The organism is Mycolicibacterium cosmeticum, assembly GCF_000613185.1.
GTDB classification, from domain to species: Bacteria; Actinomycetota; Actinomycetes; order Mycobacteriales; family Mycobacteriaceae; genus Mycobacterium; species Mycobacterium cosmeticum.
Map to the genome: position 1 here is coordinate 1,679,200 of NZ_CCBB010000001.1, position 23,506 is coordinate 1,702,705.

The window sequence follows — 23,506 nt, forward strand, 5'->3', positions numbered from 1 at the left end:
CCCCGGGAAACGCGAAACGGGGTGGACCACCGGTGGTCCACCCCGTTTCGGTTCGACGGCTGGTTACGGCGTCAGCGCGGCAACCGGTCCGCCGGTGAGCTTGCGGAAGGCGTACACCTCGAAGAGGATCGCCACCGGTGCGGCCACCAACAGGCCGACGTAGCAGAGGAACGAGCCGACGGCGAGGATCACCGAGAACAGCAGCCAGACGATCAACACCTGGACGAAGTTCTTCTTCGCAATGTCGATGCTCGCCTTGATCGCGTCGATGGCCGACAGGTTGCGGTCCAGCAAGGCGACGGTGGTGAAGAAGGCGAAGATCGACACGATCAGACCGGGGATGTAGCACAGCACACTGCCGATCGCCGTTGCGATACCGACCAGCAGGGTGGCGACGATGACGGGGCCGATCTGGCGTGGCTTGAAGAACGAACCTGCGCTCACCGGAACACCATTGGCGATGTCCAGCACGCCGCCGATGTAGGCCGACGAGATGGCCGCCAGCAGCACCAGGAAGACGATGCCGCCCAGCGCGATCACGACGAAGCTGGCGACGCCGAACCCGGCGCTGTACTCGTAGCTGAAGCCGCTGTCGTAGGAGTCGTAGGTGGTCACTCCGCTGGGCGCCAGTGCGAACGCCAGGCCGTAGACGATGCCACCGAGCACACCGATGATCAGCGCGTACACCAGCGTCGGCACGATCAGCGCGCCGGCGTTCTTGCTGAACTTGTTCCACGCCCAGGAGAACGCCTCACCGACGTTGAAGCCCTGGCCGGGGCCGCCGAAGCCGGGGCCGGCCGGGTATCCCGGCGGCGGCGGCGGCGCGTAACCGCCCTGCGGCGGTGGCGGCGGCGGGTAATTCCCTTGCGGCGGCGGGTAGTTGCCGGGAGGCGGCGGGTAGGCACCGGGGCCGGGCGGCGGCGGGTAGCCACCGGGCGGGGGCGGCGGCGGGTAGCCGCCGGCGGGCGGGACGTTCTCCGGCGGCGGGTAGCCACCGGGCGGCGGATAGTTGCCCGGCGGCGGTGGTGGCTGAGTCATGAACTCCCTCTCGTGAATCGGTCGTTACGGTGAAACGCCGGCCCGCGCAGTGTGTTCGCGGACCGGCGCTTTGTTGGAGCCTAGGTCAGAGTGGCAGACAGACCGTCGTCATGATCTTGTCGGCCAGCGTCTGGCGTTTGGCATCCCACAACGGGAACAGGTATCCGATATAGCAGATGATGCCGTCGACGATGTGGGCCAGCTGCCGCACGATGGACAGGCCGAAACCGATTGGCTGACCGGTCTTCTCGCTGACCACCTTGAACTTCATGATGCCCTTGCCGATGCTGGACCCGGTGGTGCCCTGCCGGTATCCGTAGTTCCACACCAGATACGCGATGGACAGCGCCCAGGTGATGAAGAACGACAACTGGCCGAGGGTGGAGGCACCGCTGGCGCAGAAGTCACCGAGGTCGTACTCGGAGGTGTCCGTCACGCAGACGGTTTCCTGGGTGCCGAGCAGCAGGCCGTAGCCGATGCCCTCCAGGATCGCCACCGGGATGAAGTCGATCAGCCAGGCCAGCACGCGGGTCAGCCACGGCGTGTAGGACTCCTTCGGCAACGCGCCCAGGGCCCCGCCCGGACCGGCTGCACCGAACCCGGCACCCGGAGGCGGCGGAGGCGGGAAACCGCCTTGCGGCGGAGGCGGATAACCACCCGGCGGTGGGGGCGGCGGCGGATAATTCCCAGGCGGTGGCGGAGGAGTGGTCATGGACGCCTTCCAAGGTGACGGAAATTAGCTGACTATGAGCGGTGTCACCCTACCTGAGAATTCGCCGAAAATGGCCGCCATAGCCATTTCTTCACCGGGTCGACACAATGCTCGCGGCGCGCCAATCTTTAGCGTCGGTAATTGATTTCGCAATCAGCAATCCGGGCGCACCGACCGAACGACGCGGTGTTTACCGACGTAGACCGCCCTCGGACAAAGACCCCAGAAGATCGTGCCGGGTCAGCACGCCGATCGGTTTGCCGTCCTCGACGACCATCAACGCGTCGTAATCGCGCAATGTCTTCGCCGCGGTACTGAGCAGTTCACCCGAACCAATTAGCGGCAGCGGGGCGCTCATATGGTCGGCCACGGCGTCGACCAGTTTTGCTCGCCCTTCGAACACCGCGGAAAGCAACTCCCGCTCGGATACGCTGCCGGCCACTTCACCGGCCATCACCGGCGGCTCGGCGCCGACGACCGGCATTTGCGAGACCCCGTACTCGCGCAGGATGTTGATCGCGTCGCGCACGGTTTCCGACGGGTGGGTGTGCACCAGATCCGGCAGCGCACCGGACTTGCGGCGCAAGATGTTCCCGACGGTGAGCTCCTCGATCGAGCCGTCCAGCCGGCTGCGCAGGAAGCCGTACGACGACATCCACGCGTCGTTGAAAATCTTTGACAGATAACCGCGTCCGCCGTCGGGCAGCAACACCACGACGACGGCGTCGGGCCCTTCCCGCTCGGCCACCCGCAGCGCCGCGACGACGGCCATCCCGCAAGAACCGCCGACCAGCAACGCCTCCTCACGGGCCAACCGGCGCGTCATGTCGAAGGAATCGGCGTCCGACACGGCGATGATCTCGTCGGGTACCGCGGGATCGTAGGCGCTGGGCCAGAAATCCTCACCGACGCCCTCGACCAGGTAGGGACGGCCCGTCCCGCCGGAGTACACCGAACCCTCCGGGTCGGCGCCGACGATCTTGACCCGGCCGCCGGACACCTCCTTGAGGTAGCGGCCGGTCCCGGTGATGGTGCCGCCGGTCCCGACGCCGGCGACGAAATGCGTGATCTTGCCCTCGGTGTCGGCCCAGATCTCCGGACCCGTGGTCTCGTAGTGGCTGGCCGGCCCGTTCGGATTGGAGTACTGGTCGGGTTTCCACGCCCCCGGGATCTCCTCGACCAGCCGGTTGGACACGCTGTAGTAGCTGTCCGGGTGATCCGGCGGCACGGCCGTCGGGCACACCACGACCTCGGCGCCGTAGGCGCGCAACACGTTCTGCTTGTCCTCGCTGACCTTGTCCGGGCAGACGAAGATGCACTTGTAACCGCGCTGCTGCGCCACCAGCGCCAGTCCCACACCGGTGTTGCCGGAGGTCGGCTCGACGATGGTGCCGCCCGCTTTCAGGGCACCGCTGGCCTCGGCCGCGTCGATCATCTTGACGGCGATGCGGTCCTTGGAACTGCCGCCCGGATTCAGGTATTCGATCTTGGCGGCGACCAGGCCCGCGCCGGCGGGCACCACCGAGTTCAGCTGAACCAGCGGGGTATTACCGATGAGGTCACTGATGTGCCTGGCGATGCGCATGCATCCATCGTGTCAGGCCGCGCCACCGCCCACCAAGCGGGGAGTCACCAGGTGGCTTCGCGGATGTAGGCACCGATCTGGCGCAGCGAACGGGTCGCTTCGTTGACCAACGGCCCGCAGATCTGGAAGACGTGCATCTGGCCAGGCCACACCCGCACCTCGACCGGGACGCCTTCGGCCGCAAGCATCCGCGCGGCCTTTCGCGCATCGTTGAGCAAAACCTCGGAACCGGAGACGTGGATGAGCGTGCGGGGCAGCCCCGGCTCGATGTGGTCCAGCGGTTCGTACACCTCTTCGTGGCGCTTGTCACCGGCCCGCTCGATGATCTCGACCAGTGCGTCGAACGCGTTCGGCGGGAACATCGCGTCGCCGTCGATGTTCGGGTGCTGTGCGCGGCCCGCGTTGTCGATCTCGAACAGCGGCGACAGCGTCACCATGGCGGCCGGTTCTTCTCCCTCGGCCAGCAGCCGCTGCGCCAGCGCCAGCGCCAGGTAGCCGCCGGCCGAGTCACCGGCCAGCACGATGTGCTCGGGCGCGTAGCCGGTCAGCCGCAGCCACCTGTAGGCGTCGTAGCAGTCGTCGATCGCCTGCCCGATCGAGTGCTTGGGCAGCATCCGGTAGTTCACGACGAACACCGGGCTGTCGGCGAACTTCGACAGGCTCTCCACCAGCCGGCCGTGCGAGTTCACCCCGCACGCCAGGAACGCGCCGCCGTGCAGATAGAGCACCACGCTGCGCTTCCCGTCGGCGGGCAGCACCCCGTCGGCACGCACCAACTGGGCCGTGCACTTCGGCAACGCGATGGTGGCCCGCACGGTGCCGGGCGAGGGCCGCAGCACGCGCGCGGCGAAGTCGACGATCCCGAACGGCCAGGGCAGCGTGGGTGCGTGGCTGCCGATTGCCAGAATCGGCTTGATGGTCATCCGAGCGGCCAGTGCGGCCAGCCGTCCCGCGATGCTCGGGCCGTCCTCGACGACTTCGACCGGGGCCCAGTCACTGACCGGGAACCTACGCGATTGGTGGGCCCTAGCTGCGCTGATAGCAGCACGAGGGGAGCCTGAGACCTTGCTTGGTGCCGTCATCGCCACCACTTCCTACGCCGTCGTAGTGCCCGGATAAGTCTGGTTACTTAGCCAACCGGTGTAACTTAGCTTGCCACCGTCAATTTGTTCAACAAATCAATGAGCCCATTTGGTACCGCACTCGATACCGCAACGTGACCGGACGGACAGCTGCGGCTCACCGACAACGGTCATCGGGCCTCTAAAATCGAGGTGTGGGCACACCGCGTCGGTCGACCATCGCCCTGGCAGCCGCGGCCACCCTCGCATCGACGGGTTCGGCCTATGTCGGGGCACGCACCCTGCTGACCGGACAAGCCGCGCAGACGCGCCGGGTCATCCCCAAGTCCTGGGATATCCCGCCGCGCGCCGACGGCGTCTACTCCCCCGGCGGTGGCCCGGTGCAGCGTTTTCAGCGCGACGTCCCGTTCGACCTGCATCTCATGGTGTTCGGTGATTCGACCGCCACGGGATACGGCTGCACGGTCGCCGAGGAAGTGCCCGGCGTGTTGCTCGCCCGCGGCCTGGCCGAGGAGTCGGGCCAGCGGATCCGGTTGAGCACCAAGGCGATCGTCGGGGCCACCTCCAAGGGCCTGTCCGGCCAGATCGACGCCATGTACGTGGCCGGCCCGCCACCGGACGCGGCGGTGATCATGATCGGCGCGAACGACATCACCGCGCTCAACGGCCTCAGCGCGTCCGCCCGCCGGCTGGGCGCCGCGGTCCGCCGGTTGCGCGACAGCGGGGCGGTCGTGGTCGTGGGCACCTGCCCGGATTTCGGCGTCATCACGGCGATTCCCCAGCCCCTGCGCCTGGTCACCCGCACGCTGGGACTGCGACTTGCCCGGATGCAGGCCTCGGCGGTGCACGGCGCCGGTGGCGTGGCAGTTCCCTTCTCGGACTTGCTCGCTCCCGAGTTCTACAAGGCCCCGGAGGTGCTGTTCTCCTCGGACATGTTCCACCCGTCGGCCGCCGGGTACGCGCTGGCCGCCAACCAGCTGCTGCCGGCCCTGGCGCGGGCACTGGGCCTGCTCACCGTCGACTCCGACGTCGAGGAGGCGCTGGAATCACGGAGCGGGGACGGCACGCTGTTGCACCGGCTGAGCGGTGTCAGCCGGCTGTGGCGGCGCACCACGGGCGTACCCGCGCCGATCGTCGCTCCCGTCACGGGTTAGGTTCTGGGGTAGCTGTCATAGTCGAACCCTTGTAAGTGACCCGAGGAGCTCTCATGCCCGAAGCCGTCATCGTCGCCACCGCCCGCTCGCCCATCGGGCGCGCCGTCAAGGGGTCGCTGGCCACCATTCGTCCCGACGACCTGGCCGCTCAGATCGTCCGCGCCGTACTGGACAAGGTGCCGTCGCTGGATCCCACCGACATCGATGACCTGATGATGGGCTGCGCGCAGCCGGCCGGTGAGGCCGGCTACAACATCGCCCGCGCCGTCGCCGTCGAACTGGGCTACGACTTCCTGCCCGGCACCACCGTCAACCGGTACTGCTCGTCGTCGCTGCAGACCACCCGGATGGCCTTCCACGCGATCAAGGCCGGCGAGGGGGACGTGTTCATCTCCGCGGGCGTGGAGACGGTGTCCCGCTTCGGCGTCGGCGCCGCCGACGGTGCCCCCAACAGCAAGAACCCGATCTTCGACGAGGCCCAGGCGCGCACCGCCACGTCGGCCGAGGGCGGCACCGAATGGCACGACCCGCGCCAGGACGGGCTGATCCCCGACGTCTACATCGCCATGGGCCAGACCGCCGAGAACGTGGCGCTGTACACCGGCATCAGCCGTGAGGACCAGGACCACTGGGGCGTGCGCAGCCAGAACCGCGCCGAGGACGCCATCAAGAGCGGCTTCTTCGAGCGGGAGATCACGCCGGTCACGCTGCCCGACGGCACCGTGGTGTCCACCGATGACGGCCCGCGCGCGGGCACCACCTACGAGAAGATCAGCCAGCTCAAGCCGGTGTTCCGCCCGAACGGCACGATCACCGCGGGCAACGCCTGCCCGCTCAACGACGGTGCCGCCGCCGTGGTCATCATGAGCGACACCAAGGCCAAGGAACTGGGCCTGACCCCGCTGGCCCGCATCGTGTCCACCGGCGTCTCGGGCCTGTCCCCGGAGATCATGGGCCTGGGCCCGATCGAGGCCATCAAGAAGGCGCTTGCCAAGGCGGGCAAGCAGATCGGCGATATCGACCTGGTCGAGATCAACGAGGCGTTCGCCGTGCAGGTGCTGGGCTCGGCCCGCGCCCTGGGCATCGACGAGGACCGCCTGAACGTGTCCGGCGGCGCCATCGCGCTGGGCCACCCGTTCGGTATGACCGGCGCCCGCATCACCGCGACGCTGCTTAACAACTTGGCGACCCACGACAAGACCTTCGGCATCGAGTCGATGTGCGTCGGCGGCGGCCAGGGCATGGCGATGGTCGTGGAGCGCCTCTCCTAGTTCGAGCGTTCGAGGCTGCGCTCAGATCGCGAATTCAGCGTTTCCCGCGATCTGAGCGCAGTCCCGATGCTCTCGGCGCAGCCCCGGCGTGCGAACGCGGCGCGCACCCGTCGTACCACCTCCCGCGGGCGGTCCTCGGCGACCACCCGGATGACGATCCAGCCCAGCCGCTCCAGCTCGGCGATTCGCCGGATGTCCTTCACGTATTGCCAACGGTCCGTTCGGTGTTGGTCACCGTCGTACTCCACGGCGACCATCACCTCCGGCCAGCCCATGTCGAGATAGGCGAACACGTACCCGTCGTCGGCGCGGACCGGGATCTGGGTTTGCGGTGCGGGCAGTCCCTCGTCGACGAGCAGCAGCCGCAGCCATGTCTCTCGCGGTGATTGCGCACCGGGATCGACGAGCGAGACCGCCCGCTCGAGCAGGCGCAGCCCGCGCACTCCGGGATGTTGCGCCGCCACCGCGAGGATGTCCTCCGGTGTGACGCCGGTGGCCCGGCAGAGGGCGTCGAGGTCGGTGACGGCCCGACGAAGCGGATGGCGCCGGCCCAGGTCGAAGGCGGTCCGCACCGGCGTGGTGACCGGCAGCCCGGCGACGTCGCACACCTGCGTCGCGTGCAGCGCCATCGCCGACGTGCGCACACCGCTGGGCGCGCGGGCGTTCTGCCACACCAGCTCCACCGGTGCCGACTCGTCGATCCACTTCGCCCCGTGCAGAGCCGCCGCCGTGCGCCCGGCGATGACGCCCTGGCGATGCGACCACAGCCACGCCGCCCGCGCGCGGTGCGCGACCGTCAGCGGGAGGTCGGGTCCGACGTACACGTTGGGCAGCAGGGCGCGGAAGCCCGAGCGCAGCTGATGCTTCTTCACCGCTCCAACCGCGATCGCCTCGCTGCCGATGAACGGCTCGGTGTAGATGTTCATGCCCGGCAGCATCCGCACCGATCCCGACACCATCCGCGGTCGAGGTTGCGCTCGGATCGCCGTCTGTGGATGAATCGCGATCTGTGTACACAATCGAATCTCTGAACGCATGACCACGCTCGGAACGCCGCTGAGCCCGAACGCCACCCGGGTGATGCTGCTCGGCTCCGGTGAGCTGGGCCGCGAGGTGCTGATCGCGCTGCAGCGCCTGGGCGTCGAGACCATCGCCGTCGACCGCTACGACAACGCGCCGGGCCAGCAGATCGCCCATCACGCGCGCACCATCTCGATGACCGATCCCGAGCAGTTGCGGGCGCTGATCGAGGCCGAGAAGCCCGATCTGGTGGTGCCCGAGATCGAGGCCATCGCCACCCCGGTGCTGGAAGCGCTGGAGGATGCCGGCGTGGTGACGGTGATCCCCACCGCACGGGCGGCCCGGCTGACCATGGACCGGGAGGGCATCCGCCGGCTGGCCGCCGAAACCCTTGGGCTGCCGACCAGTCCGTACCGGTTCTGCGATTCGCTCGACGAGTTGCGGGCCGCCATCGAGCAGATCGGCTACCCCTGCGTGGTCAAACCGGTGATGAGCTCGTCGGGCAAGGGCCAGAGCAAGATCGACAGTCCCGACGATGTGGCGCCCGCGTGGGAGTACGCCATGTCGGGCAGCCGGGTGAGCAACACCCGGATCATCGTCGAAGGGTTCGTCGATTTCGACTACGAGATCACGCTGCTGACGGTGCGGGCACGCGATGCCGACGGTCAGATCGGCACGCAGTTCTGCGCGCCCATCGGGCACCGGCAGGTCAGCGGCGACTACGTGGAGAGCTGGCAACCGCATCCGATGCCGGCCGTCGCGCTGGAGCGGGCACAGCAGATCGCGCAGGCGGTCACCGAAAACCTGGGCGGGCAGGGCATCTTCGGTGTCGAACTGTTCGTCAAGGGTGACCAGGTGTGGTTCAGCGAGGTGAGCCCCCGACCGCACGACACCGGCATGGTGACGATGGTGTCCCAGTGGCAGAACGAGTTCGAGTTGCACGCCAGGGCCATCCTCGGCCTGCCGGTGGACACCACCCTGAAATCACCGGGGGCCAGCGCGGTCATCTACGGCGGCGTCGACGCCGAGGGCATCGTGTTCGACGGCGTGGACGCCGCGTTGCAGGTGCCGCACACCGATATTCGGCTGTTCGGCAAACCGGAGAGCTTCACCAAGCGCCGGATGGGCGTGGCATTGGCCTTCGACGACGACGTGGATGTGGCGCGGCGCAACGCCGCCGAGGCGGCGAGCCGGGTCAAACCGCGGGCGGTATGAGCCGACCGCGCAAAGGAAAAGGGCGCCCACCACCGGTGGGCGCCCTTTCTCGCAATCGAGCTAGTCGTTGTTGAAGTAACTCAACAGGCGCAGGATCTCGACGTACAGCCAGACCAGGGTGACGGTCAGGCCGAGCGCGATACCCCAGGCCGCCTTCTCCGGCGCACCCGCGCGGATCATCTGGTCGGCGGCGTCGAAGTCGATCAGGAAGCTGAACGCCGCCAGCGCGATGCAGACCAGCGAGAAGATGATCGCGATGGTGCCGCCGCTGCGCAGGCCCATACCGGCGCCGCCGTTGAACATGCCGATGATGAAGTTGCCGAGCATCAGGGCCACGACGCCGAACAGACCCGCGACGATCATCCGGGTGAACTTCGGGGTGACGCGGATGGCGCCAGTCTTGTAGACGACGAGCATGCCGACGAACACACCGAGGGTGCCCAGGATGGCCTGGCTGATCAAGGCGCCGGCGCTGATGCCGGAGACGTACAGGTTGGCCACCACGAACGAGAAGGCGCCGAGGAACAGGCCTTCCAAGGCGGCGTAGGTCAGCACGATCGCGGGGCTGTCCTGTTTACGGCCGAAGGTGGCGATCAGCACCAGCACCAGGCCGCCGAGGCTGCCGACGAGGGTGAACGGCATGGCCAGGGCCAGGTTGCCGGCCACCAGGAAGTACGAGACGACGGCGACGGCCGACAGCACCGCCAGCGTCATCCCGGTCTTGGTGACCACGTCGTCGATGGTCAGCGGCCGCGAGACACCGCGCTGCTGATCCGGGTACGGCGTGACGTAGGGATCCGCGTGTACCTGCTGCGCACCGAAGCTTGCGGCTCCGGTACCGAATTGCGCGTATCCGCCCTGCTCCTTAGGCAGGGAGCGGAATACCGGGTTGCTGCTCTCGCGCACCGTAGGTCCTCTCCTGTGCTTGGTGTCCGGGTTCTGCGAACACCTACTCAACGATCAACAGGCCTGGGCAGGTTCCCGAGAAATCCGCAATCGCTGAGAAGGACTCTCAGGAAACGTCCAGGTTGATCTTGGTCAAACCCTACCCGTCGCCGGACCCGCCGGGGCGACGAACTAGATTGCAATCCGTGACCGAAAACGAGGACATCCTAGTAAGTGTCCGCAACGGCGTCGGTGTCCTGACGCTGAACCGGCCCAAGGCGATCAACTCGCTCAACGACGTCATGGTCGCCGGCATCGCGCGGGCCCTCGACGCGTGGGAACACGACGATTCCGTCACGACCGTGCTGCTCACCGGGGCCGGCGAACGCGGCCTGTGCGCGGGCGGCGACGTCGTCGCGCTGTATCACAGCGCCAAGTCCGACGGCGCCTATGCGCGGAAATTCTGGTGGGACGAATACCTGCTCAACGCCCACATCGGCCGCTACCCGAAACCGTATGTGGCGCTGATGGACGGCATCGTGATGGGCGGCGGTGTCGGGGTGGGCGCACACGGCAACGTCCGCGTCGTCACCGAGAAGACCAAGATGGGCATGCCGGAGGTCGGCATCGGCTTCATCCCCGACGTCGGCGGTACCTATCTGCTTTCCCGGGCCCCCGGCCAGTTGGGCCTGCACGCCGCCCTGACCGGCGCCCCGTTCACCGGCGCGGACGCCATCGCGATGGGCTTCGCCGACCACTACGTCCCGCATGACCGGCTCGCCGACTTCGCCGAGGCCGTCGTCACCGACGGGCACGAGGACGCCCTGCGCTCCTACGCCGAGGAGCCGCCGGCCAGTGAGCTTGCCGCCCAGCGGGATTGGATCGACGCCTGCTACGCCGGGGACACCGTCGCCGACATCCTCGCCGACCTGCGCGGCCACGACGACCCGGCAGCCAGGGCCGCGGCCGATCTGATCGCCACCCGGTCCCCCATCGCCCTGGCCGTCACCCTCACCGCGGTGCGCCGCGCGGCCCACCTGCACAGCCTGGAAGAGGTGCTGGCACAGGAGTTCCGGGTCTCGGTGGCCTCGATGAAGTCGCACGATTTCGTCGAAGGCATCCGCGCCCAGCTGGTGGACAAGGACCGCAACCCGCGGTGGTCGCCCGCCTCGCTGGAACTCTGCGATGATGCGGCCGTCGACGCCTATTTCGCCTCCGCCGACCCCGATCTCACCTTCTAGAAGGAGACCCGATGCCTGACTACGAGACCATCCTGGTGACCCGCGACGGCCGGGTCGGCACCATCACGCTGAACCGGCCCAAGGCGCTCAACGCGCTCAACAGCCAGGTGATGCACGAGGTCACCTCGGCCGCAGCCGAATTCGACGCCGACCCGGCCATCGGCGCCATCATCCTCACCGGCAACGAGAAGGCCTTCGCCGCCGGCGCCGACATCAAGGAGATGGCCGACCTGTCCTTCGCCGAGGTGTTCAGCCAGGACTTCTTCGCGCTGTGGGGCAAGTTCGCCGCCACCCGCACCCCCACCATCGCCGCCGTCGCCGGCTACGCCCTGGGCGGCGGCTGCGAACTGGCCATGATGTGCGACCTGCTGATCGCCGCCGACACCGCCAAGTTCGGTCAGCCCGAGATCAAGCTCGGCGTGCTGCCCGGCATGGGCGGCAGCCAGCGGCTGACCCGGGCCATCGGCAAGGCCAAGGCCATGGACCTGATCCTGACCGGGCGCACCATCGACGCCGCCGAGGCCGAACGCAGCGGCCTGGTGTCCCGGGTGGTGCCCGCCGAGAGCCTGCTGGACGAGGCCAACGCCGTCGCCGCCACCATCGCCGGGATGTCGTTGTCGGCGGCGCGGATGGCCAAGGAGGCGGTCAACCGGGCTTTCGAGTCCACCCTGGCCGAGGGCCTGCTCTACGAGCGCCGGCTGTTCCACTCGGCCTTCGCCACCGACGACCAGACCGAGGGCATGAACGCGTTCACCGAGAAGCGCGCGCCGAACTTCACGCATCGTTAAAGTCGAGCGGTGAGCACCGCCGCCGAGACCGAAGCACCGGAACATCCGGAACAACCGGACGCACTCCCGGCGCCCAAGCGGGCCTGGTGGATTCGCCACTACACCTTCTTCGGCACCGCCGTGGGGTTGCTGTTCATCTGGCTGTCGATGACGCCGTCGCTGCTGCCCCGCGGCCCGCTGTTCCAGGGTCTGGTCAGCGGTGCCGCGGGCGCGCTCGGGTATCTGTTCGGGGTCTTCGCGGTGTGGCTGGTGCGGTTCATGCGCTCCAAGGACACCAGCCCACCCGCCCCCAAGTGGGCGTGGAAAGCGCTCGTCGTGGTCGGTATCGCCGGCCAGATCGCCGCCATCGTGTGGTTCCACATGTGGCAGGACGACGTCCGGGATCTGTTCGGCGTGCCGCGCCTGACGTTCTGGGACCACCCGCTCACGGCGGTGCTGTCCATCGTCTTCCTGTTCGCGTTCGTCGAAATCGGCCAGCTGATCGACAGATTGGTGCACTTCCTGGTCCGCCAGCTGGAGCGGGTCGCGCCGCCGCGGGTGTCGGCGACGGTGGCGGTGGCGCTGCTGCTGGCGCTGGGCATCGCGCTGCTCAACGGCGTGGTGGTGCGGTTCGCCATGTCCACCATCAACAACACCTTCGAATCGGTCAACAACGAGACCGATCCCGACAATCCCGCTCCCACAACGCCTTTACGTTCGGGTGGACCGCAGTCGCTGGTCAGCTGGGAGTCCCTGGGCCACCAGGGCCGGATCTTCGTCTCCGGCGGCCCGTCGGTGGCGGACCTGTCGAAGTTCAACGGCGCCAAGGCCGTCGAGCCGATCCGGGCCTACGCCGGGCTCAACTCGGCGCAGGGGATCAAGGCGATCGCCAAGCTGGCGGCCGAGGAGCTGCGGCGCACCGGCGGGCTGAACCGCAAGGTGATCGCCGTGGCCACCACCACCGGCACCGGCTGGATCAACGAGGCCGAGGCGTCGGCGCTGGAGTACATGTACAACGGCGACACCGCCATCGTGTCCATGCAGTACTCGTTCCTGCCCAGCTGGATCTCGTTCCTGGTGGACAAGGAGAACGCCCGCCAGGCCGGCCAGGCGCTGTTCGAACAGGTCGACGCGATGGTGCGCGAACTGCCCGAGAACAAGCGGCCCAAGCTGGTGGTGTTCGGGGAAAGCCTGGGCTCCTTCGGCGGTGAGGCGCCGTTCCTGGCCCTGAACAACCTGGTCGCCCGCACCGACGGCGCGCTGTTCTCCGGGCCGACGTTCAACAACACCATCTGGACCGACCTGACCATCAACCGCGATGCGGGCTCCCCGCAGTGGCTGCCCATCTACGACAAGGGCGAGAACGCGAGGTTCGTCGCGCGGCCCGACAACCTGAACCGGCCCGCCGATCCGTGGTCGACGCCCCGGGTGGTCTACATGCAGCACGCCTCCGACCCCATCGCGTGGTGGAACCCGGATCTGCTGTTCGCCGAACCCGATTGGCTGAAAGAGCCTCGCGGCTATGACGTTTCACCGCGGATGGAGTGGATTCCGGTGGTGACATTCCTGCAGGTGTCGGCCGATATGGCGGTGGCCGTCGACGTGCCGGACGGCCACGGCCACGTCTACGTGCGTGACGTCGCCAACGCCTGGGCGGCCGTGCTGCAGCCGCCGGGCTGGACCCCGGCCAAGACCGAGGCGCTGCGCCCGCTGCTACACCCGAACGCCGGCACCTAACACCGGGGCCAGCGCGTGATAGCCGCCCACCACATCGGTGGCCCGGTGCAGGCCCAGGTCCTGCAGGGCGGCGGCGGCCAGGCTGGAGGTGTAGCCCTCCGAGCACAGGATCACCCATTCGACGTCGTCGTCGGTGGCCTGCGGCAGCCGGGCCTCGCTGGTCGGGTCGGCCCGCCACTCCAGGACGTTGCGTTCGATCAACAGGGCACCCGGCACCTCGCCCTCGGCGGCGCGCTGGGCGGCCGGCCGGATGTCCACCAGCAGCGCACCGCGTTCCAGCGCGGCGGGCACCTCGTGAGCTTGCAGGCGGCGCAGCCGCGCCCGCGCGGCGGCCAGCACGTCGTCGATACGGCTCATGTCAGCCCTCCGGTGCGTCGGTCAGCTCGGTCCGGTTGCGCCGCAACGTCTGCCGGTCGGTGACCTCGTAGTAGGACATCGCGGTCAGCGGTGGCGAGTAGGCGTGCACGCTCAGCGTGATCGGGGCAGCCGGTACTCCGACCGATCCCCCGGTCGCTACGCTCCTACCCGCCGCAGAGGGCGCCCACACGACGTCGTGCACCCAGCCCAGCGGGAACGCCGCCTGATCGCCGGCGCGCAGCCGACGGCGCTTGAGCGCCTCGCCGTTCCAGCGTGTCTCGGTGAGCGCGCCCGACACCACCGTCAGCGCGCCCAGCGACCCGCCGTGGTCGTGCAATTCGGTGGACCGGTCCGGCACCCAGCTGATCAGCCAGATGTCGAGTTCGTCATCGCCGTACAGCCGGCTGTACCAGCGTTCGTCGGTGGGCGGGCCGCCGGCGGGCAGCAACCGGTCATACCGGCCGGACAGCACATCGTCGGCGCAGCGGTCGGTGGCGTTGAGCAGGTCGGGCAGCCGCAGCCGGGTGGGTGCGGACACCGCGGGCGGGGAGACGAGCGCAGAAGCAGGGGCGGAAACCATGGGTGACTCCAGGAAAACGACGAACGGTTGGCGGGCGCTGGTGCTCTCAACGAGCGCGACAACAGCCTCGGAAACCGGTCCCCTCCGTCACGGTCGCGAGTGTTGCATAGATTGGGGAGCATGCGCAGCTACCCGATCCTGGTGATGGCGGCCGCGGGAGCCGTCCTGGCCGGTTGTTCTTCGCACACCGACACGCCGGCCGCATCGAGCCCCGCCTCCGCCACACCCATCTCGGAGCCGCCCCCGCTGCCGCAGGAGAAGCCGCTGCCGGCGGGTGCCGTCGCGGTCTCCCCCGGCGGAGTCACCACCGCCGTCGACGTCCCCTCCGACGCCACCGAATCCCAGTACGGCCAGGCCTGTCATGCCGCCAAGCTGTGGCTGGACGAGCAGCACGCCGAACCGCGCACCCTGGTCGAGGCCTACCTCAAGACCCTGCAGGCCCCCGATGCCAGCGGGCCGGGCAGCTTCAACACCCCGTGGGCGCAACTGACACCGGCCCAGCAGGCCGGTGTCATCATGGCGGCCAACGCCGCGGCCAACGGCGAGTGCGGCTGACGCTTCAAAATCAGGGTGAGCAGAAGCGCCCGACCGCTCGACATACGGCAGGATGGCACTGTGGACTTTCGCAATCGGACCGCACTGATCACCGGCGCCAGCGGCGGAATCGGTGAGGAGTTCGCGCACCAGCTGTCCGGTCTCGGGGCCGACCTGGTGCTCGTCGCCCGCCGCGCGGACAAGCTCAAGGAACTGCGGGCCACCCTGTTGCGCAGCACTCCCGGCGTCACCATCGACGTGATCGCCGCCGACCTGTCCGTGCCGGGATCGGGTGCCCAACTGTTCGGCCAGATCGAGCAGCTGGGCCGGCACGTCGACATCCTGATCAACAACGCCGGCGTCGGATCGCACGGCCTGTTCGCCGAGCTGGACCCCGACGCCTCGGCCACCCAGATCCAGCTGAACTGCGGGACGCTGGTCGACCTGACCGCCCGGTTCCTGCCGCCGATGATCAAGGCGGGCAACGGCTTGGTGCTCAACGTCGCCTCCACCGCGGCCTTCCAGCCCACCCCGACCATGGCGGTCTACGGTGCGACCAAGGCCTTCGTGTTGTCGTTCACCGAGGCGCTGTGGCAGGAGACCAAGGGCACCGGGGTCCGGGTGCTGGCGCTGTGCCCGGGGGCCACCGAGACCGAGTTCTTCGCGCGCACCGGCAAGCAGTTCATGACCAGGGGCCGGCAGACCTCCCGGCAGGTGGTCGACACCGCGCTGGCCGCGGTGGACCGGTCCGGCCCGACGGTCGTCTCCGGGCTCGCCAACACCGTGTTGGCCGCCAGCACCCGGCTGCTGCCCGGCCGGCTGCTGGCGCCGGTGGCCCAGCGCATCATGAAGGAATCCTGACCGGCGATGCGGGTCGCCCTGGCACTCGGTAGTGGAGGTGCGCGGGGTTACGCGCACATCGGGGTCATCAACGAGCTGACCGACCGCGGTTACGACATCGTGGGCATCGCCGGATCCTCGATGGGCGCGCTGGTCGGCGGCCTGTACGCGGCGGGCAAACTCGACGAATTCGCCCTGTGGGCAAGCTCGTTGACGCAGCGGGCGGTGCTGCGGCTGCTGGATCCCTCCATCAGTTCACCCGGGGTGCTGCGGGCCGGCAAGATCCTGGACGCGGTACGCGAGATCCTCGGCGACGCCACCATCGAGCGACTGCCCATCCCGTACACGGCGGTGTCCACCGACCTGATCGCGGGCAAATCGGTGTGGATGCAGCGCGGCCCGCTCGACGACGCGATCCGGGCGTCCATCGCGATTCCGGGCATCTTCACCCCACACGTGGTCGACGGCCGCCTGCTGGCCGATGGCGGCATCCTGGACCCCCTGCCGATGGCACCGATCGCCGCCGTCAATGCCGACCTGACCATCGCGATCAGCCTGGGCGGCCCCGACCCGGCCACCCGACCGGGCAAACCCGAACCGCGACCGACCGCCGAGTTCCTGGGCCGGATGTGGCGCAGCACAACGGCTTTGCTGGACACCACGGCGGCCCAGCGGGTGCTGGACACCCCGGCCGCCCGGTCGGTGCTCAGCCGGTTCAGCAGCGCCGTCGAGCCGGAGGTTGCGCTCGAGGAGGCCGCCGGCGTGCCGGCGGCGCCGCGGCTGGGCAGCTTCGAGATCATGAACCGCACCATCGACATCGCCCAGGCGGCGCTGGCCCGGCACACCCTGGCGGCCTACCCGCCCGACCTGCTCATCGAGGTGCCCCGCACCGCGTGCCGCAGCCTGGAGTTCCACCGCGCCGACGAGGTCATCGAGATCGGCCAGGAGCTGGCCGCCGCCGCGCTCGGCGCGCTGGACTGATTCAGCGGGACCAGAAGTCGGCGACCGCCGCCGCCACCCGGCGCCCCTGCGCGCGGCCCGCCGCTGCCGACGGCCGCCGACAGCGGGGGTCGAGCGGATCGCGCCCGAACGCGGCCAGCGCGTCGTCGTCGGCGAAGACGGCCATCGAGGCGCCGGGGAAGGCCGCGATCTCGTCGGCCGCACCGCCGCTGAACGGGGACGGCGCGTTCTGGGCGGCGGGCACCAGCACCAGCACCGCGTCGCAGTCGGCTGCCGCGCTGGTGTTCACCGCGCTGCGCACCCCGCCGTCCATGTAGCGACGCGCCCCGATGGTGACCGGCGGCCAGGCGCCGGGCACCGCGCAGCTGGCGGCGACGGCGTCGACCAGCGGGACACCCGATGCCGGTGTGAACACCGCCAGTTCGCCGGTGGCCACGTCGACGGCGGTGATCCGCAGGTCCCGGTCGGGCCAGTGCTGCGCGGGCAGCCGGTGTGCGATCACCTCGCGGCGCACCGCCTCGGGGACGGTCTGGGCGGCCACCGCGATCGCGCCGATCCGGCGCATCCGGGATTCGGTGCTGCCGGATTCGCCGAGCGCGGCGACGAACAGCTCGGCCACCTCGTCGATGTCGACGCCGGAGGCGATTTCGTGCGTTTCCTCGGCGATCTGCCGGGCGTAGAGGTCGTCGAGCGCGGTGCCGCTGCTCACCTGGGCGGCGACGGCGGAACCGGCCGAGGTACCCAGCAGCACGTCGGCCGCCAGCACGGCGGCCGCGGTGTCCGGGGAGGCATCGGCGATACCGGCCAGCACCCCGGTTTCCCAGGCGATACCGGCCAGGCCGCCACCGGCCAGGATCAAGCCACGTTTCACGGTAGCGCGAACCTAGCGGACCATCTGGTCGGACAGTTCGGCCAGCGACTGGGCGGCATAGCCTTTCCACAGCCTGCCGAACACCGGCAGCAGCGGTGCCGCCGGCGCCGATCGCGGGTGGATGGTCCAGCGCCACGTCACCAGCGTGCCGGTGCCCGCCGGTTCGAACAGCCACTGGCCGTCGACGCCGGCGACCAGCGGCGCCAACGGCCCCTTGACGTCGGTGAGCCGGTAGCCGAAGGACCGGGGCGGATCGTAGGAGGTCAGTTCCTCACGCATGCTGCCGCCGCCGGTGAGGACCACCGTGCGGGACTGGCCGACCGCGTCCCACGCGCCGGTCTGGCCGCGGGTCTCCTTGATCGGCGGGATGGGCCCGTACCACCGCCGGAACAGTGACGGCAACGGCATGGGCACCATGTCGCGGAACAGATCCTCGGGCAGGACCGGAATAGCCCGTGATTGCTCCACCGTCAGCGGCTGCGCCATGATGGCCATGGTAGCCGGGACCGACCGAGGGAGCGCCATGTCAGCGACGATGCGTGCGCAGCGATTCTATGCCGATTCGAAAACCATTGCGGTCGAAGAGGTTCCGATACCGGAGCCGGGTCCGGGCGAGGTTCTGGTCAAGGTCGCGTTCTGCGGTATCTGCCATTCCGACCTGAGCCTGATCAACGGCACCTTCCCCGCGCAGGTGCCCGTCGTGACCCAGGGACACGAGGCTTCGGGCACCATCGCCAAGCTGGGGCCGGGGGTCACCGGCTGGGCCGAGGGTGACCGCGTGGTGGTGGCGGCGGGCCGGCCCTGCCTGGGCTGTGTGAACTGCCTGCGCGGGGACCTGAGCAACTGTCTGCGCATCCGGCTGATGGCCTTCGCCTACGACGGGGCGTGGGCGCAGTACACCGTCGCGCAGGCGTTCGGGCTCACCCGGGTACCCGACAACGTCCCGCTCGAGCAGGCCGCCATCCTCGCCGACGCGGTGTCGACACCGTTCGGCGCCGTCGTGCGCACGGGCCAGGTGGGTATCGGCGAGTCCGTCGGGGTGTGGGGTGTGGGTGGCATCGGCACCCATATCGTGCAATTGGCCCGGTTGGTCGGTGCGGCGCCCATCATCGCCGTCGACATCAAACCCGCGGTGCTGCAGCGTGCCCTGGAACTGGGCGCCGACCACGCGTTCGACGCCCGCGATGAGTCGTTGCGCGACAAGATCATCGAGGTCACCGGCGGCCGCGGGGTGGACGTCGCGTTCGACGCGGTGGGCGTGGCGCAGACCTTCGACCAGGCGCTGGCCGCCCTCACCGTGGGCGGGCGGCTGGTCGGGGTCGGCATGAGTGCCGACGCCCCGACGATCGGGCCGACGTCGCTGTTCAACCTCACCAAGCGCCAGGTGCGCGGTCACCTCGGTTACCAGAACGCCGATATCGGGACGCTGGCCAATCTGGTGTCTCTGGGCCGGCTGGACCTGCACCGGTCGATCAGCGACATCGTCCCGCTCGACGATGTCGCCGCGGGCATCGAGAAGCTGGAACGCGCCGACGGTGACCCGATCCGAATCCTGGTGGCGCCCTAGCTCAGATGCGGGGCGGCACGGGCCGCGACGAACGGCAGGTCCAGGTAGGTGGCGATGCCCGGCGGCGCGGCGCACACCGCGGGCACCGAGTTGACGCAGTGCGCCGCGGTGCCCACCACACCCGGTTCGGCGGAGCCGACGATCGAACCACGGTCGGCGGAGCCGACGATCGAACCTCGACCCACCTCGTCACCGGGCTCGCCCTGGAATCCGCGCACCACCACCGTGAAGTCGGGATTGCCGCGCACGGCCATCTCGTAACGCTGCCCTTCCGGGCCGAAAGTCCATGGGGGGTCGAGGTTTTCCTCACCCATCAGCCAGTTGACGGTGATCCGCACGACGGGTTCGCCGTCGACCTGCGCCTCCCAGTGGAACCGGCGGGCGGCGACCTGGCCGGGTGCGATGTCGCCGATCGGCGACGCGATGGGAGCGGTGGCCACAGCCACCTCCTGGGCGGTGACCACCCGCGGATCGGCCCGGAAGCCGAGTTTGTCGGTGCACATCCGGACAGCCTGGATGAAACCGCCGTCGAGCATCTTCTGCATGGGTCCGCTCATCGCCTTGTCCGGGGTGTCCCCGAACCCCATCACGTGCCGCAGCACATCCGGTGCGTCGTAGGTGCGCAGGTCGGAGAACTCCTCGGCCCGGACGAAGGTCACCCTGGTGGACAACACCGACAACAACAGCGGGAACTTCTCGCTGAATCCGCCGGGGGCGATGCCGGTGCCGTGCAGCGTCACCCCGCCCGCCAGGGCCGCCTCGCGCAGGGGCGCAGCTTGTTTCGCGCTCGGGTACAGCCAACCGACCGGTGTCACCACGTTTTTCCCCGACCGCAGCAACGCGGCCACCTCGTCGGGATCGGGCAGCAGCGGCGCATAGATGACGGCGTCGGCGTCCAGCGCGAGGATGTCCTCGACGCGGTTGGTGGCCGGCACCCCGAGCGGGCCGGTGCCGACGATGTCCCCGACATCCCGGCCGTTCTTGGCCTCGCTGTGCACCCATGCCCCGGCGAGCTCGAGGTCGGGATGGTCGAGGATGCCCTTGATGGCCGCGCTGCCCACCCCGCCGGTCGCCCACTGCACCACGCGCAACGCCATTGTCGCTCCCTTCCCAGCGCAAGAACTAGAACACGTTCTACCACCTTTCGGCGCGCTGCCCGGCACAATGACCGGTGATGACCAACGGCCTGGACTTCGGTGTGCTCGGCCCGTTGCAGGTGACCGTCGACGGCAGACCGCTACCGTTGGGGACGCCGAAGCAGCGGGCCGTGCTGGCGTTGCTGGTGATGAGCCGCAATCGCCCGGTCAGCGGCGATTCGCTGGTCACCGCGGCGTGGGAGCAGTTCCCGCCGCCGGAGCCGAAAGCCAGCCTGCACTCGTACATCTCCAATCTGCGCAAGCTCATCTCCAGCACCGGGGCCGACGGTCGTGCCGTGCTGGCCAGCGCGGCACCGGGATACCGGTTGGCCGTCGACGACGCGAACTGCGATATCGGGCGGTTCATCGCCGCCAAGGGCGCGGGCGTGCAGGCCGCCGCGGCCGGGCAGTTCGAACAGGCCAGCAGCCACCTGTCCACCGCCCTGGCGCAGTGGCGCGGCCCGGTGCTCGACGATCTGCGCGACTTCGAGTTCGTCGACCCCTTCGCCACCGCCCTGGTGGAGGACAAGGTGGTGGCACACACCGCCCACGCCGAAGCCGAAATCGCTTGTAACCGTGCGTATACCATCATCGGCGGGCTGGAGTCACTGGTCGTCGAATACCCGTATCGCGAGCCGCTGTGGGCGCAGCTCATCACGGCGTACTACCTCAGCGATCGGCAGTCCGACGCGCTGGATGCCTATCAGCGCCTCAAGACGACGCTGGCCGACGATCTGGGTATCGACCCCAGCCCGACGGTCCGTTCGCTGTACGAGCGGATCCTGCGGCAGGAGCCACTGAACGTCCGGCAGGCGGCGCGGACCACGGCCGTGCACAAGATCAACAATCTCGACCTGCGCACCGCGGTCGGGGTGCAGACGGCCGCGGCGCAGATCCGGTCGCTGTCCGGGCGGGTGCACCCGATGGTGGCGGCCGCCACCCGGATCGGCCGGCTGCCCGACAACGACATCGTGCTCGACCAGCCGAATGTCAGTCGCCACCACGCGGTCATCATCGACACCGGGACCAGTTTCGTCATCACCGACCTGCGCTCGGCCAACGGTGTGGAGGTGGGCGGCCAGCGCATCCGCGGCACCGCGACGCTCAACGACGGCGACCGGTTCCGCATCTGCGAACACGAGTTCGTGTTCGAGATCATCCGCCCTGGCTGAGCTTCCGCTGTGCGGGTTCCGGCCACCCATTAGGGTGTTGAGCCTGCGGACGTAGAGGAGCGAGGCAGACATGACCGGGCCGACTTCGCGCGAGGGCACCCAGTTCGGCCCCTACCGGTTGCGGCGGCTCATCGGGCGCGGTGGCATGGGTGAGGTCTACGAGGCCGAGGACACCGTCAAGGACCGCATCGTCGCGCTGAAACTGTTGCCCGAAGGCGTCTCTCACGACCCGGTGTTCCGCAAACGGTTGCAGCGCGAAGCGCATTCGGCCGGGCGGCTGCAGGAGCCGCACGTGGTGCCGATCCATGACTACGGCGAGATCGACGGCGTGCTGTACGTCGACATGCGCATGATCAATGGGCACGACCTGCGCAAGCTGCTCAAGGCCTCCGGCCCGATGCCGCCGGCGCGCGCCGTCGCCATCATCCGCCAGGTGGCCGCCGCGCTGGATGCCGCACATGAGAGCGGCATCATGCACCGCGACGTCAAGCCGGAGAACATCCTGATCACCCGGGACGACTTCGCCTACCTGGTGGACTTCGGGATCGCCAATGCGGCCAGCGACGAGAAGCTGACCGAACTGGGCACCGCGGTGGGCACCTACGCCTACATGGCCCCGGAACGGTTCACCAGCGGCGCGGTGACCCATCGCGCCGACGTGTACGCCTTGACCTGCGTGCTGCACGAATGCCTCACCGGTGGGCAGCCGTTCCCGGGCGACAGCGTCAGCATGGTGATCACCGCCCATCTGATGAACCCGGTCCCGGCGCCGAGCACCATCCGGCCCGGGATTCCCACCGCATTCGACGCCGTCATCGCCCGCGGGATGGCCAAGAGACCCGAGGACCGGTTCGCCACCGCCGGTGCGCTGGCCGCCGCGGCGACCGAGGCGCTGAGCACCCGGGACCAGACGCAGGCGGCCGATATCGTCGCGCGTGGCGAGGCCGCCACCCGGCCCGCGCCGCGGTTCGGGACACCCACGCCGTACCCCACCACGCCACCGCCACCCGCGCGCTTCTACACACCGCCGCCCAGTGGGCCGACCTGGAATCAGCAGCCGCCGAACACCCCCGGGCCGGGCAAGAAGACCGCCTGGGTGCCCATCGCGGCCGCCGCCGGCGTCTTCGTCCTGGTGATCGCCGCACTCGGGGTGTTCTGGCTGGTCAAACCCGATGACACCACGGCGGCGCCGGCCACGACGGCGGCGCCCACCTCGACCAAGGAGCCGGTCGAGACGACCGAGACCACCGAACCCGCCGGCAGCACCGAATCCGAAAGCGCGGGCACGCTGGAGAACCGGCTGCTGGGGATGCTGCCCCGCGACTACGCGCCCGGCACGTGTCAGGTGGTGCACCCGCCGGTCACCGGGGCCCTGGCCACCGTGGACTGCGGGCCGGCCACCTCGCCGGGCGGACCGGCCGCGTCGCGGTATTCGCTGTTCGCCGACCAGGGCGCGCTGTCGGGGCATTTCGACGACGCCATCAAGGGTGACTCCGAGCTGCTGCAATGCCCGGGCAGCGGGATCGACTCGCCGACGACGTGGCACTACACCGACTCCGCCCAGCGGGCCGAGGGCTCCATTGCCTGCGGCACCTACGCCGACGGCCCCGACATCACCTGGACCAAGAACTCCGATCTGATGATCGGCAACATCCAGGCACCCGACATGGAACAGCTGCACCAGTGGTGGCTGGCCTACGGCTGAGCGCTGCCAAGGATCCACCAAGAATCCATCAAGATCGCCGTTGGACCCTGTGGTCGCCCGGAACGACCGGAACCGAC

Annotated in this window: 23 protein-coding genes; 12 read left to right on the plus strand and 11 right to left on the minus strand. The window is 69.1% G+C overall.

Translation table 11 applies throughout. The features are described 5' to 3' along the window. Positions 1-63 precede the first annotated feature (63 nt). The 4 genes from BN977_RS07980 to BN977_RS07995 form a co-directional block, all read right to left on the minus strand. The gene (locus tag BN977_RS07980; protein WP_036397030.1) at positions 64-1,038 is read right to left on the minus strand and encodes a DUF2189 domain-containing protein; all 975 of its coding nucleotides are present in this window, start codon (positions 1,036-1,038) and stop codon (positions 64-66) included. Positions 1,039-1,123: 85 nt separating this feature from the next. Beyond that, positions 1,124-1,750: an Rv1078 family RDD domain-containing protein gene (locus tag BN977_RS07985; RefSeq protein WP_024450186.1), complete on the minus strand. Its 627-nt coding sequence runs from the start codon at positions 1,748-1,750 to the stop codon at positions 1,124-1,126. Positions 1,751-1,940: 190 nt separating this feature from the next. Next, on the minus strand, positions 1,941-3,335 hold the full coding sequence (locus tag BN977_RS07990; protein WP_024450187.1) for a cystathionine beta-synthase: 1,395 nt from the start codon (positions 3,333-3,335) through the stop codon (positions 1,941-1,943). 44 nt (positions 3,336-3,379) lie between these two features. Further along, positions 3,380-4,417, minus strand: a complete 1,038-nt coding sequence (locus BN977_RS07995) for an alpha/beta hydrolase fold domain-containing protein (RefSeq protein WP_024450188.1) — start codon at positions 4,415-4,417, stop codon at positions 3,380-3,382. A 194-nt stretch (positions 4,418-4,611) separates the two neighbouring features. On the opposite strand from BN977_RS07995, the gene BN977_RS08000 reads away from it, so the two are divergent. Together BN977_RS08000 and BN977_RS08005 are read left to right on the plus strand one after the other, a co-directional pair. Next, complete coding sequence (locus BN977_RS08000; RefSeq protein ID WP_036397031.1) at positions 4,612-5,571, plus strand: SGNH/GDSL hydrolase family protein; 960 nt, start codon at positions 4,612-4,614, stop codon at positions 5,569-5,571. Between the two features lie 53 nt (positions 5,572-5,624). After that, a complete protein-coding gene (locus tag BN977_RS08005) occupies positions 5,625-6,842 on the plus strand; it encodes an acetyl-CoA C-acetyltransferase (RefSeq protein WP_024450190.1) in 1,218 nt (405 codons plus the stop codon). On the opposite strand, the gene BN977_RS08010 is transcribed toward BN977_RS08005, so the two are convergent. After that, on the minus strand, positions 6,839-7,801 hold the full coding sequence (locus BN977_RS08010) for a type IV toxin-antitoxin system AbiEi family antitoxin (RefSeq protein ID WP_234709521.1): 963 nt from the start codon (positions 7,799-7,801) through the stop codon (positions 6,839-6,841). The two genes, BN977_RS08005 and BN977_RS08010, sit on opposite strands and share 4 nt — an antisense overlap. 76 nt (positions 7,802-7,877) lie before the next feature. Here BN977_RS08010 and purT point away from each other — a divergent pair, with 76 nt between their 5' ends. Then, on the plus strand, positions 7,878-9,077 hold the full coding sequence (gene purT, locus BN977_RS08015; protein WP_036397032.1) for a formate-dependent phosphoribosylglycinamide formyltransferase: 1,200 nt from the start codon (positions 7,878-7,880) through the stop codon (positions 9,075-9,077). A gap of 60 nt (positions 9,078-9,137) precedes the next feature. Here purT and BN977_RS08020 read toward each other — a convergent pair whose 3' ends face one another. Further along, the gene (locus BN977_RS08020) at positions 9,138-9,983 is read right to left on the minus strand and encodes a Bax inhibitor-1/YccA family protein (protein ID WP_024450193.1); all 846 of its coding nucleotides are present in this window, start codon (positions 9,981-9,983) and stop codon (positions 9,138-9,140) included. Positions 9,984-10,168: 185 nt separating this feature from the next. Between BN977_RS08020 and BN977_RS08025 the strand changes: the two genes are divergently transcribed. From BN977_RS08025 to BN977_RS08035, 3 genes are read left to right on the plus strand one after another with little or no spacing between them, the layout of a single operon-like run. Continuing rightward, positions 10,169-11,203: an enoyl-CoA hydratase/isomerase family protein gene (locus BN977_RS08025; RefSeq protein ID WP_036397034.1), complete on the plus strand. Its 1,035-nt coding sequence runs from the start codon at positions 10,169-10,171 to the stop codon at positions 11,201-11,203. Between the two features lie 11 nt (positions 11,204-11,214). After that, positions 11,215-11,991 carry an enoyl-CoA hydratase gene (locus tag BN977_RS08030; RefSeq protein WP_036397035.1) on the plus strand — a complete coding sequence of 259 codons (777 nt, stop codon included), beginning with the start codon at positions 11,215-11,217 and terminating at the stop codon, positions 11,989-11,991. A gap of 9 nt (positions 11,992-12,000) precedes the next feature. Then, positions 12,001-13,707 (plus strand): alpha/beta hydrolase, encoded by a 1,707-nt coding sequence (locus tag BN977_RS08035; RefSeq protein ID WP_036397037.1) that lies wholly within the window; start codon positions 12,001-12,003, stop codon positions 13,705-13,707. Here the strand turns inward: BN977_RS08035 and BN977_RS08040 are convergent. Both BN977_RS08040 and BN977_RS08045 read right to left on the minus strand, forming a co-directional pair. Then, entirely contained in the window at positions 13,684-14,064 is a 381-nt protein-coding gene (locus BN977_RS08040) for a rhodanese-like domain-containing protein (protein ID WP_036397038.1), read from the minus strand. The two genes, BN977_RS08035 and BN977_RS08040, sit on opposite strands and share 24 nt — an antisense overlap. 1 nt (position 14,065) lies before the next feature. After that, positions 14,066-14,644, minus strand: a complete 579-nt coding sequence (locus BN977_RS08045) for a cysteine dioxygenase (RefSeq protein ID WP_051561157.1) — start codon at positions 14,642-14,644, stop codon at positions 14,066-14,068. Between the two features lie 120 nt (positions 14,645-14,764). Between BN977_RS08045 and BN977_RS08050 the strand changes: the two genes are divergently transcribed. From BN977_RS08050 to BN977_RS08060, 3 genes are read left to right on the plus strand one after another with little or no spacing between them, the layout of a single operon-like run. Further along, on the plus strand, positions 14,765-15,199 hold the full coding sequence (locus BN977_RS08050; protein WP_036397041.1) for a lipoprotein LpqV: 435 nt from the start codon (positions 14,765-14,767) through the stop codon (positions 15,197-15,199). A 60-nt stretch (positions 15,200-15,259) separates the two neighbouring features. Beyond that, a complete protein-coding gene (locus tag BN977_RS08055; protein WP_036397043.1) occupies positions 15,260-16,039 on the plus strand; it encodes an SDR family NAD(P)-dependent oxidoreductase in 780 nt (259 codons plus the stop codon). A gap of 6 nt (positions 16,040-16,045) precedes the next feature. Next, complete coding sequence (locus BN977_RS08060; protein WP_036397044.1) at positions 16,046-16,999, plus strand: patatin-like phospholipase family protein; 954 nt, start codon at positions 16,046-16,048, stop codon at positions 16,997-16,999. A gap of 1 nt (position 17,000) precedes the next feature. Here BN977_RS08060 and BN977_RS08065 read toward each other — a convergent pair whose 3' ends face one another. Both BN977_RS08065 and BN977_RS08070 read right to left on the minus strand, forming a co-directional pair. Beyond that, positions 17,001-17,849, minus strand: a complete 849-nt coding sequence (locus tag BN977_RS08065; protein ID WP_191262695.1) for a patatin-like phospholipase family protein — start codon at positions 17,847-17,849, stop codon at positions 17,001-17,003. Between the two features lie 12 nt (positions 17,850-17,861). Beyond that, entirely contained in the window at positions 17,862-18,335 is a 474-nt protein-coding gene (locus tag BN977_RS08070; protein WP_024450203.1) for an SRPBCC family protein, read from the minus strand. 37 nt (positions 18,336-18,372) lie between these two features. Here BN977_RS08070 and BN977_RS08075 point away from each other — a divergent pair, with 37 nt between their 5' ends. Continuing rightward, entirely contained in the window at positions 18,373-19,416 is a 1,044-nt protein-coding gene (locus BN977_RS08075; RefSeq protein ID WP_024450204.1) for a zinc-binding dehydrogenase, read from the plus strand. On the opposite strand, the gene BN977_RS08080 is transcribed toward BN977_RS08075, so the two are convergent. Beyond that, complete coding sequence (locus tag BN977_RS08080; RefSeq protein WP_036397045.1) at positions 19,413-20,513, minus strand: NAD(P)H-dependent amine dehydrogenase family protein; 1,101 nt, start codon at positions 20,511-20,513, stop codon at positions 19,413-19,415. The two genes, BN977_RS08075 and BN977_RS08080, sit on opposite strands and share 4 nt — an antisense overlap. Before the next feature lie 77 nt (positions 20,514-20,590). Here BN977_RS08080 and BN977_RS08085 point away from each other — a divergent pair, with 77 nt between their 5' ends. Together BN977_RS08085 and BN977_RS08090 are read left to right on the plus strand one after the other, a co-directional pair. After that, positions 20,591-21,724 (plus strand): BTAD domain-containing putative transcriptional regulator, encoded by a 1,134-nt coding sequence (locus BN977_RS08085; RefSeq protein WP_024450206.1) that lies wholly within the window; start codon positions 20,591-20,593, stop codon positions 21,722-21,724. Between the two features lie 70 nt (positions 21,725-21,794). Beyond that, on the plus strand, positions 21,795-23,429 hold the full coding sequence (locus BN977_RS08090) for a serine/threonine-protein kinase (RefSeq protein ID WP_036397047.1): 1,635 nt from the start codon (positions 21,795-21,797) through the stop codon (positions 23,427-23,429). Positions 23,430-23,506: the final 77 nt, after the last annotated feature.

Coding starts and splice junctions, on each gene's coding strand:
- BN977_RS08045 (WP_051561157.1), bottom strand. CDS start 14,644: ATGGTTTCCGCCCCTGCTTCTGCGCTCGTCTCCCCGCCCGCGGTGTCC.
- BN977_RS08070 (WP_024450203.1), bottom strand. CDS start 18,335: ATGGCGCAGCCGCTGACGGTGGAGCAATCACGGGCTATTCCGGTCCTG.
- BN977_RS07990 (WP_024450187.1), bottom strand. CDS start 3,335: ATGCGCATCGCCAGGCACATCAGTGACCTCATCGGTAATACCCCGCTG.
- BN977_RS07980 (WP_036397030.1), bottom strand. CDS start 1,038: ATGACTCAGCCACCACCGCCGCCGGGCAACTATCCGCCGCCCGGTGGC.
- BN977_RS08085 (WP_024450206.1), top strand. CDS start 20,591: ATGACCAACGGCCTGGACTTCGGTGTGCTCGGCCCGTTGCAGGTGACC.
- BN977_RS08005 (WP_024450190.1), top strand. CDS start 5,625: ATGCCCGAAGCCGTCATCGTCGCCACCGCCCGCTCGCCCATCGGGCGC.
- BN977_RS08090 (WP_036397047.1), top strand. CDS start 21,795: ATGACCGGGCCGACTTCGCGCGAGGGCACCCAGTTCGGCCCCTACCGG.
- BN977_RS07985 (WP_024450186.1), bottom strand. CDS start 1,750: ATGACCACTCCTCCGCCACCGCCTGGGAATTATCCGCCGCCGCCCCCA.
- BN977_RS08030 (WP_036397035.1), top strand. CDS start 11,215: ATGCCTGACTACGAGACCATCCTGGTGACCCGCGACGGCCGGGTCGGC.
- BN977_RS08040 (WP_036397038.1), bottom strand. CDS start 14,064: ATGAGCCGTATCGACGACGTGCTGGCCGCCGCGCGGGCGCGGCTGCGC.
- BN977_RS08080 (WP_036397045.1), bottom strand. CDS start 20,513: ATGGCGTTGCGCGTGGTGCAGTGGGCGACCGGCGGGGTGGGCAGCGCG.
- BN977_RS08010 (WP_234709521.1), bottom strand. CDS start 7,801: ATGGTGTCGGGATCGGTGCGGATGCTGCCGGGCATGAACATCTACACC.
- BN977_RS08075 (WP_024450204.1), top strand. CDS start 18,373: ATGTCAGCGACGATGCGTGCGCAGCGATTCTATGCCGATTCGAAAACC.
- purT (WP_036397032.1), top strand. CDS start 7,878: ATGACCACGCTCGGAACGCCGCTGAGCCCGAACGCCACCCGGGTGATG.
- BN977_RS08050 (WP_036397041.1), top strand. CDS start 14,765: ATGCGCAGCTACCCGATCCTGGTGATGGCGGCCGCGGGAGCCGTCCTG.
- BN977_RS08060 (WP_036397044.1), top strand. CDS start 16,046: ATGCGGGTCGCCCTGGCACTCGGTAGTGGAGGTGCGCGGGGTTACGCG.
- BN977_RS07995 (WP_024450188.1), bottom strand. CDS start 4,417: ATGACGGCACCAAGCAAGGTCTCAGGCTCCCCTCGTGCTGCTATCAGC.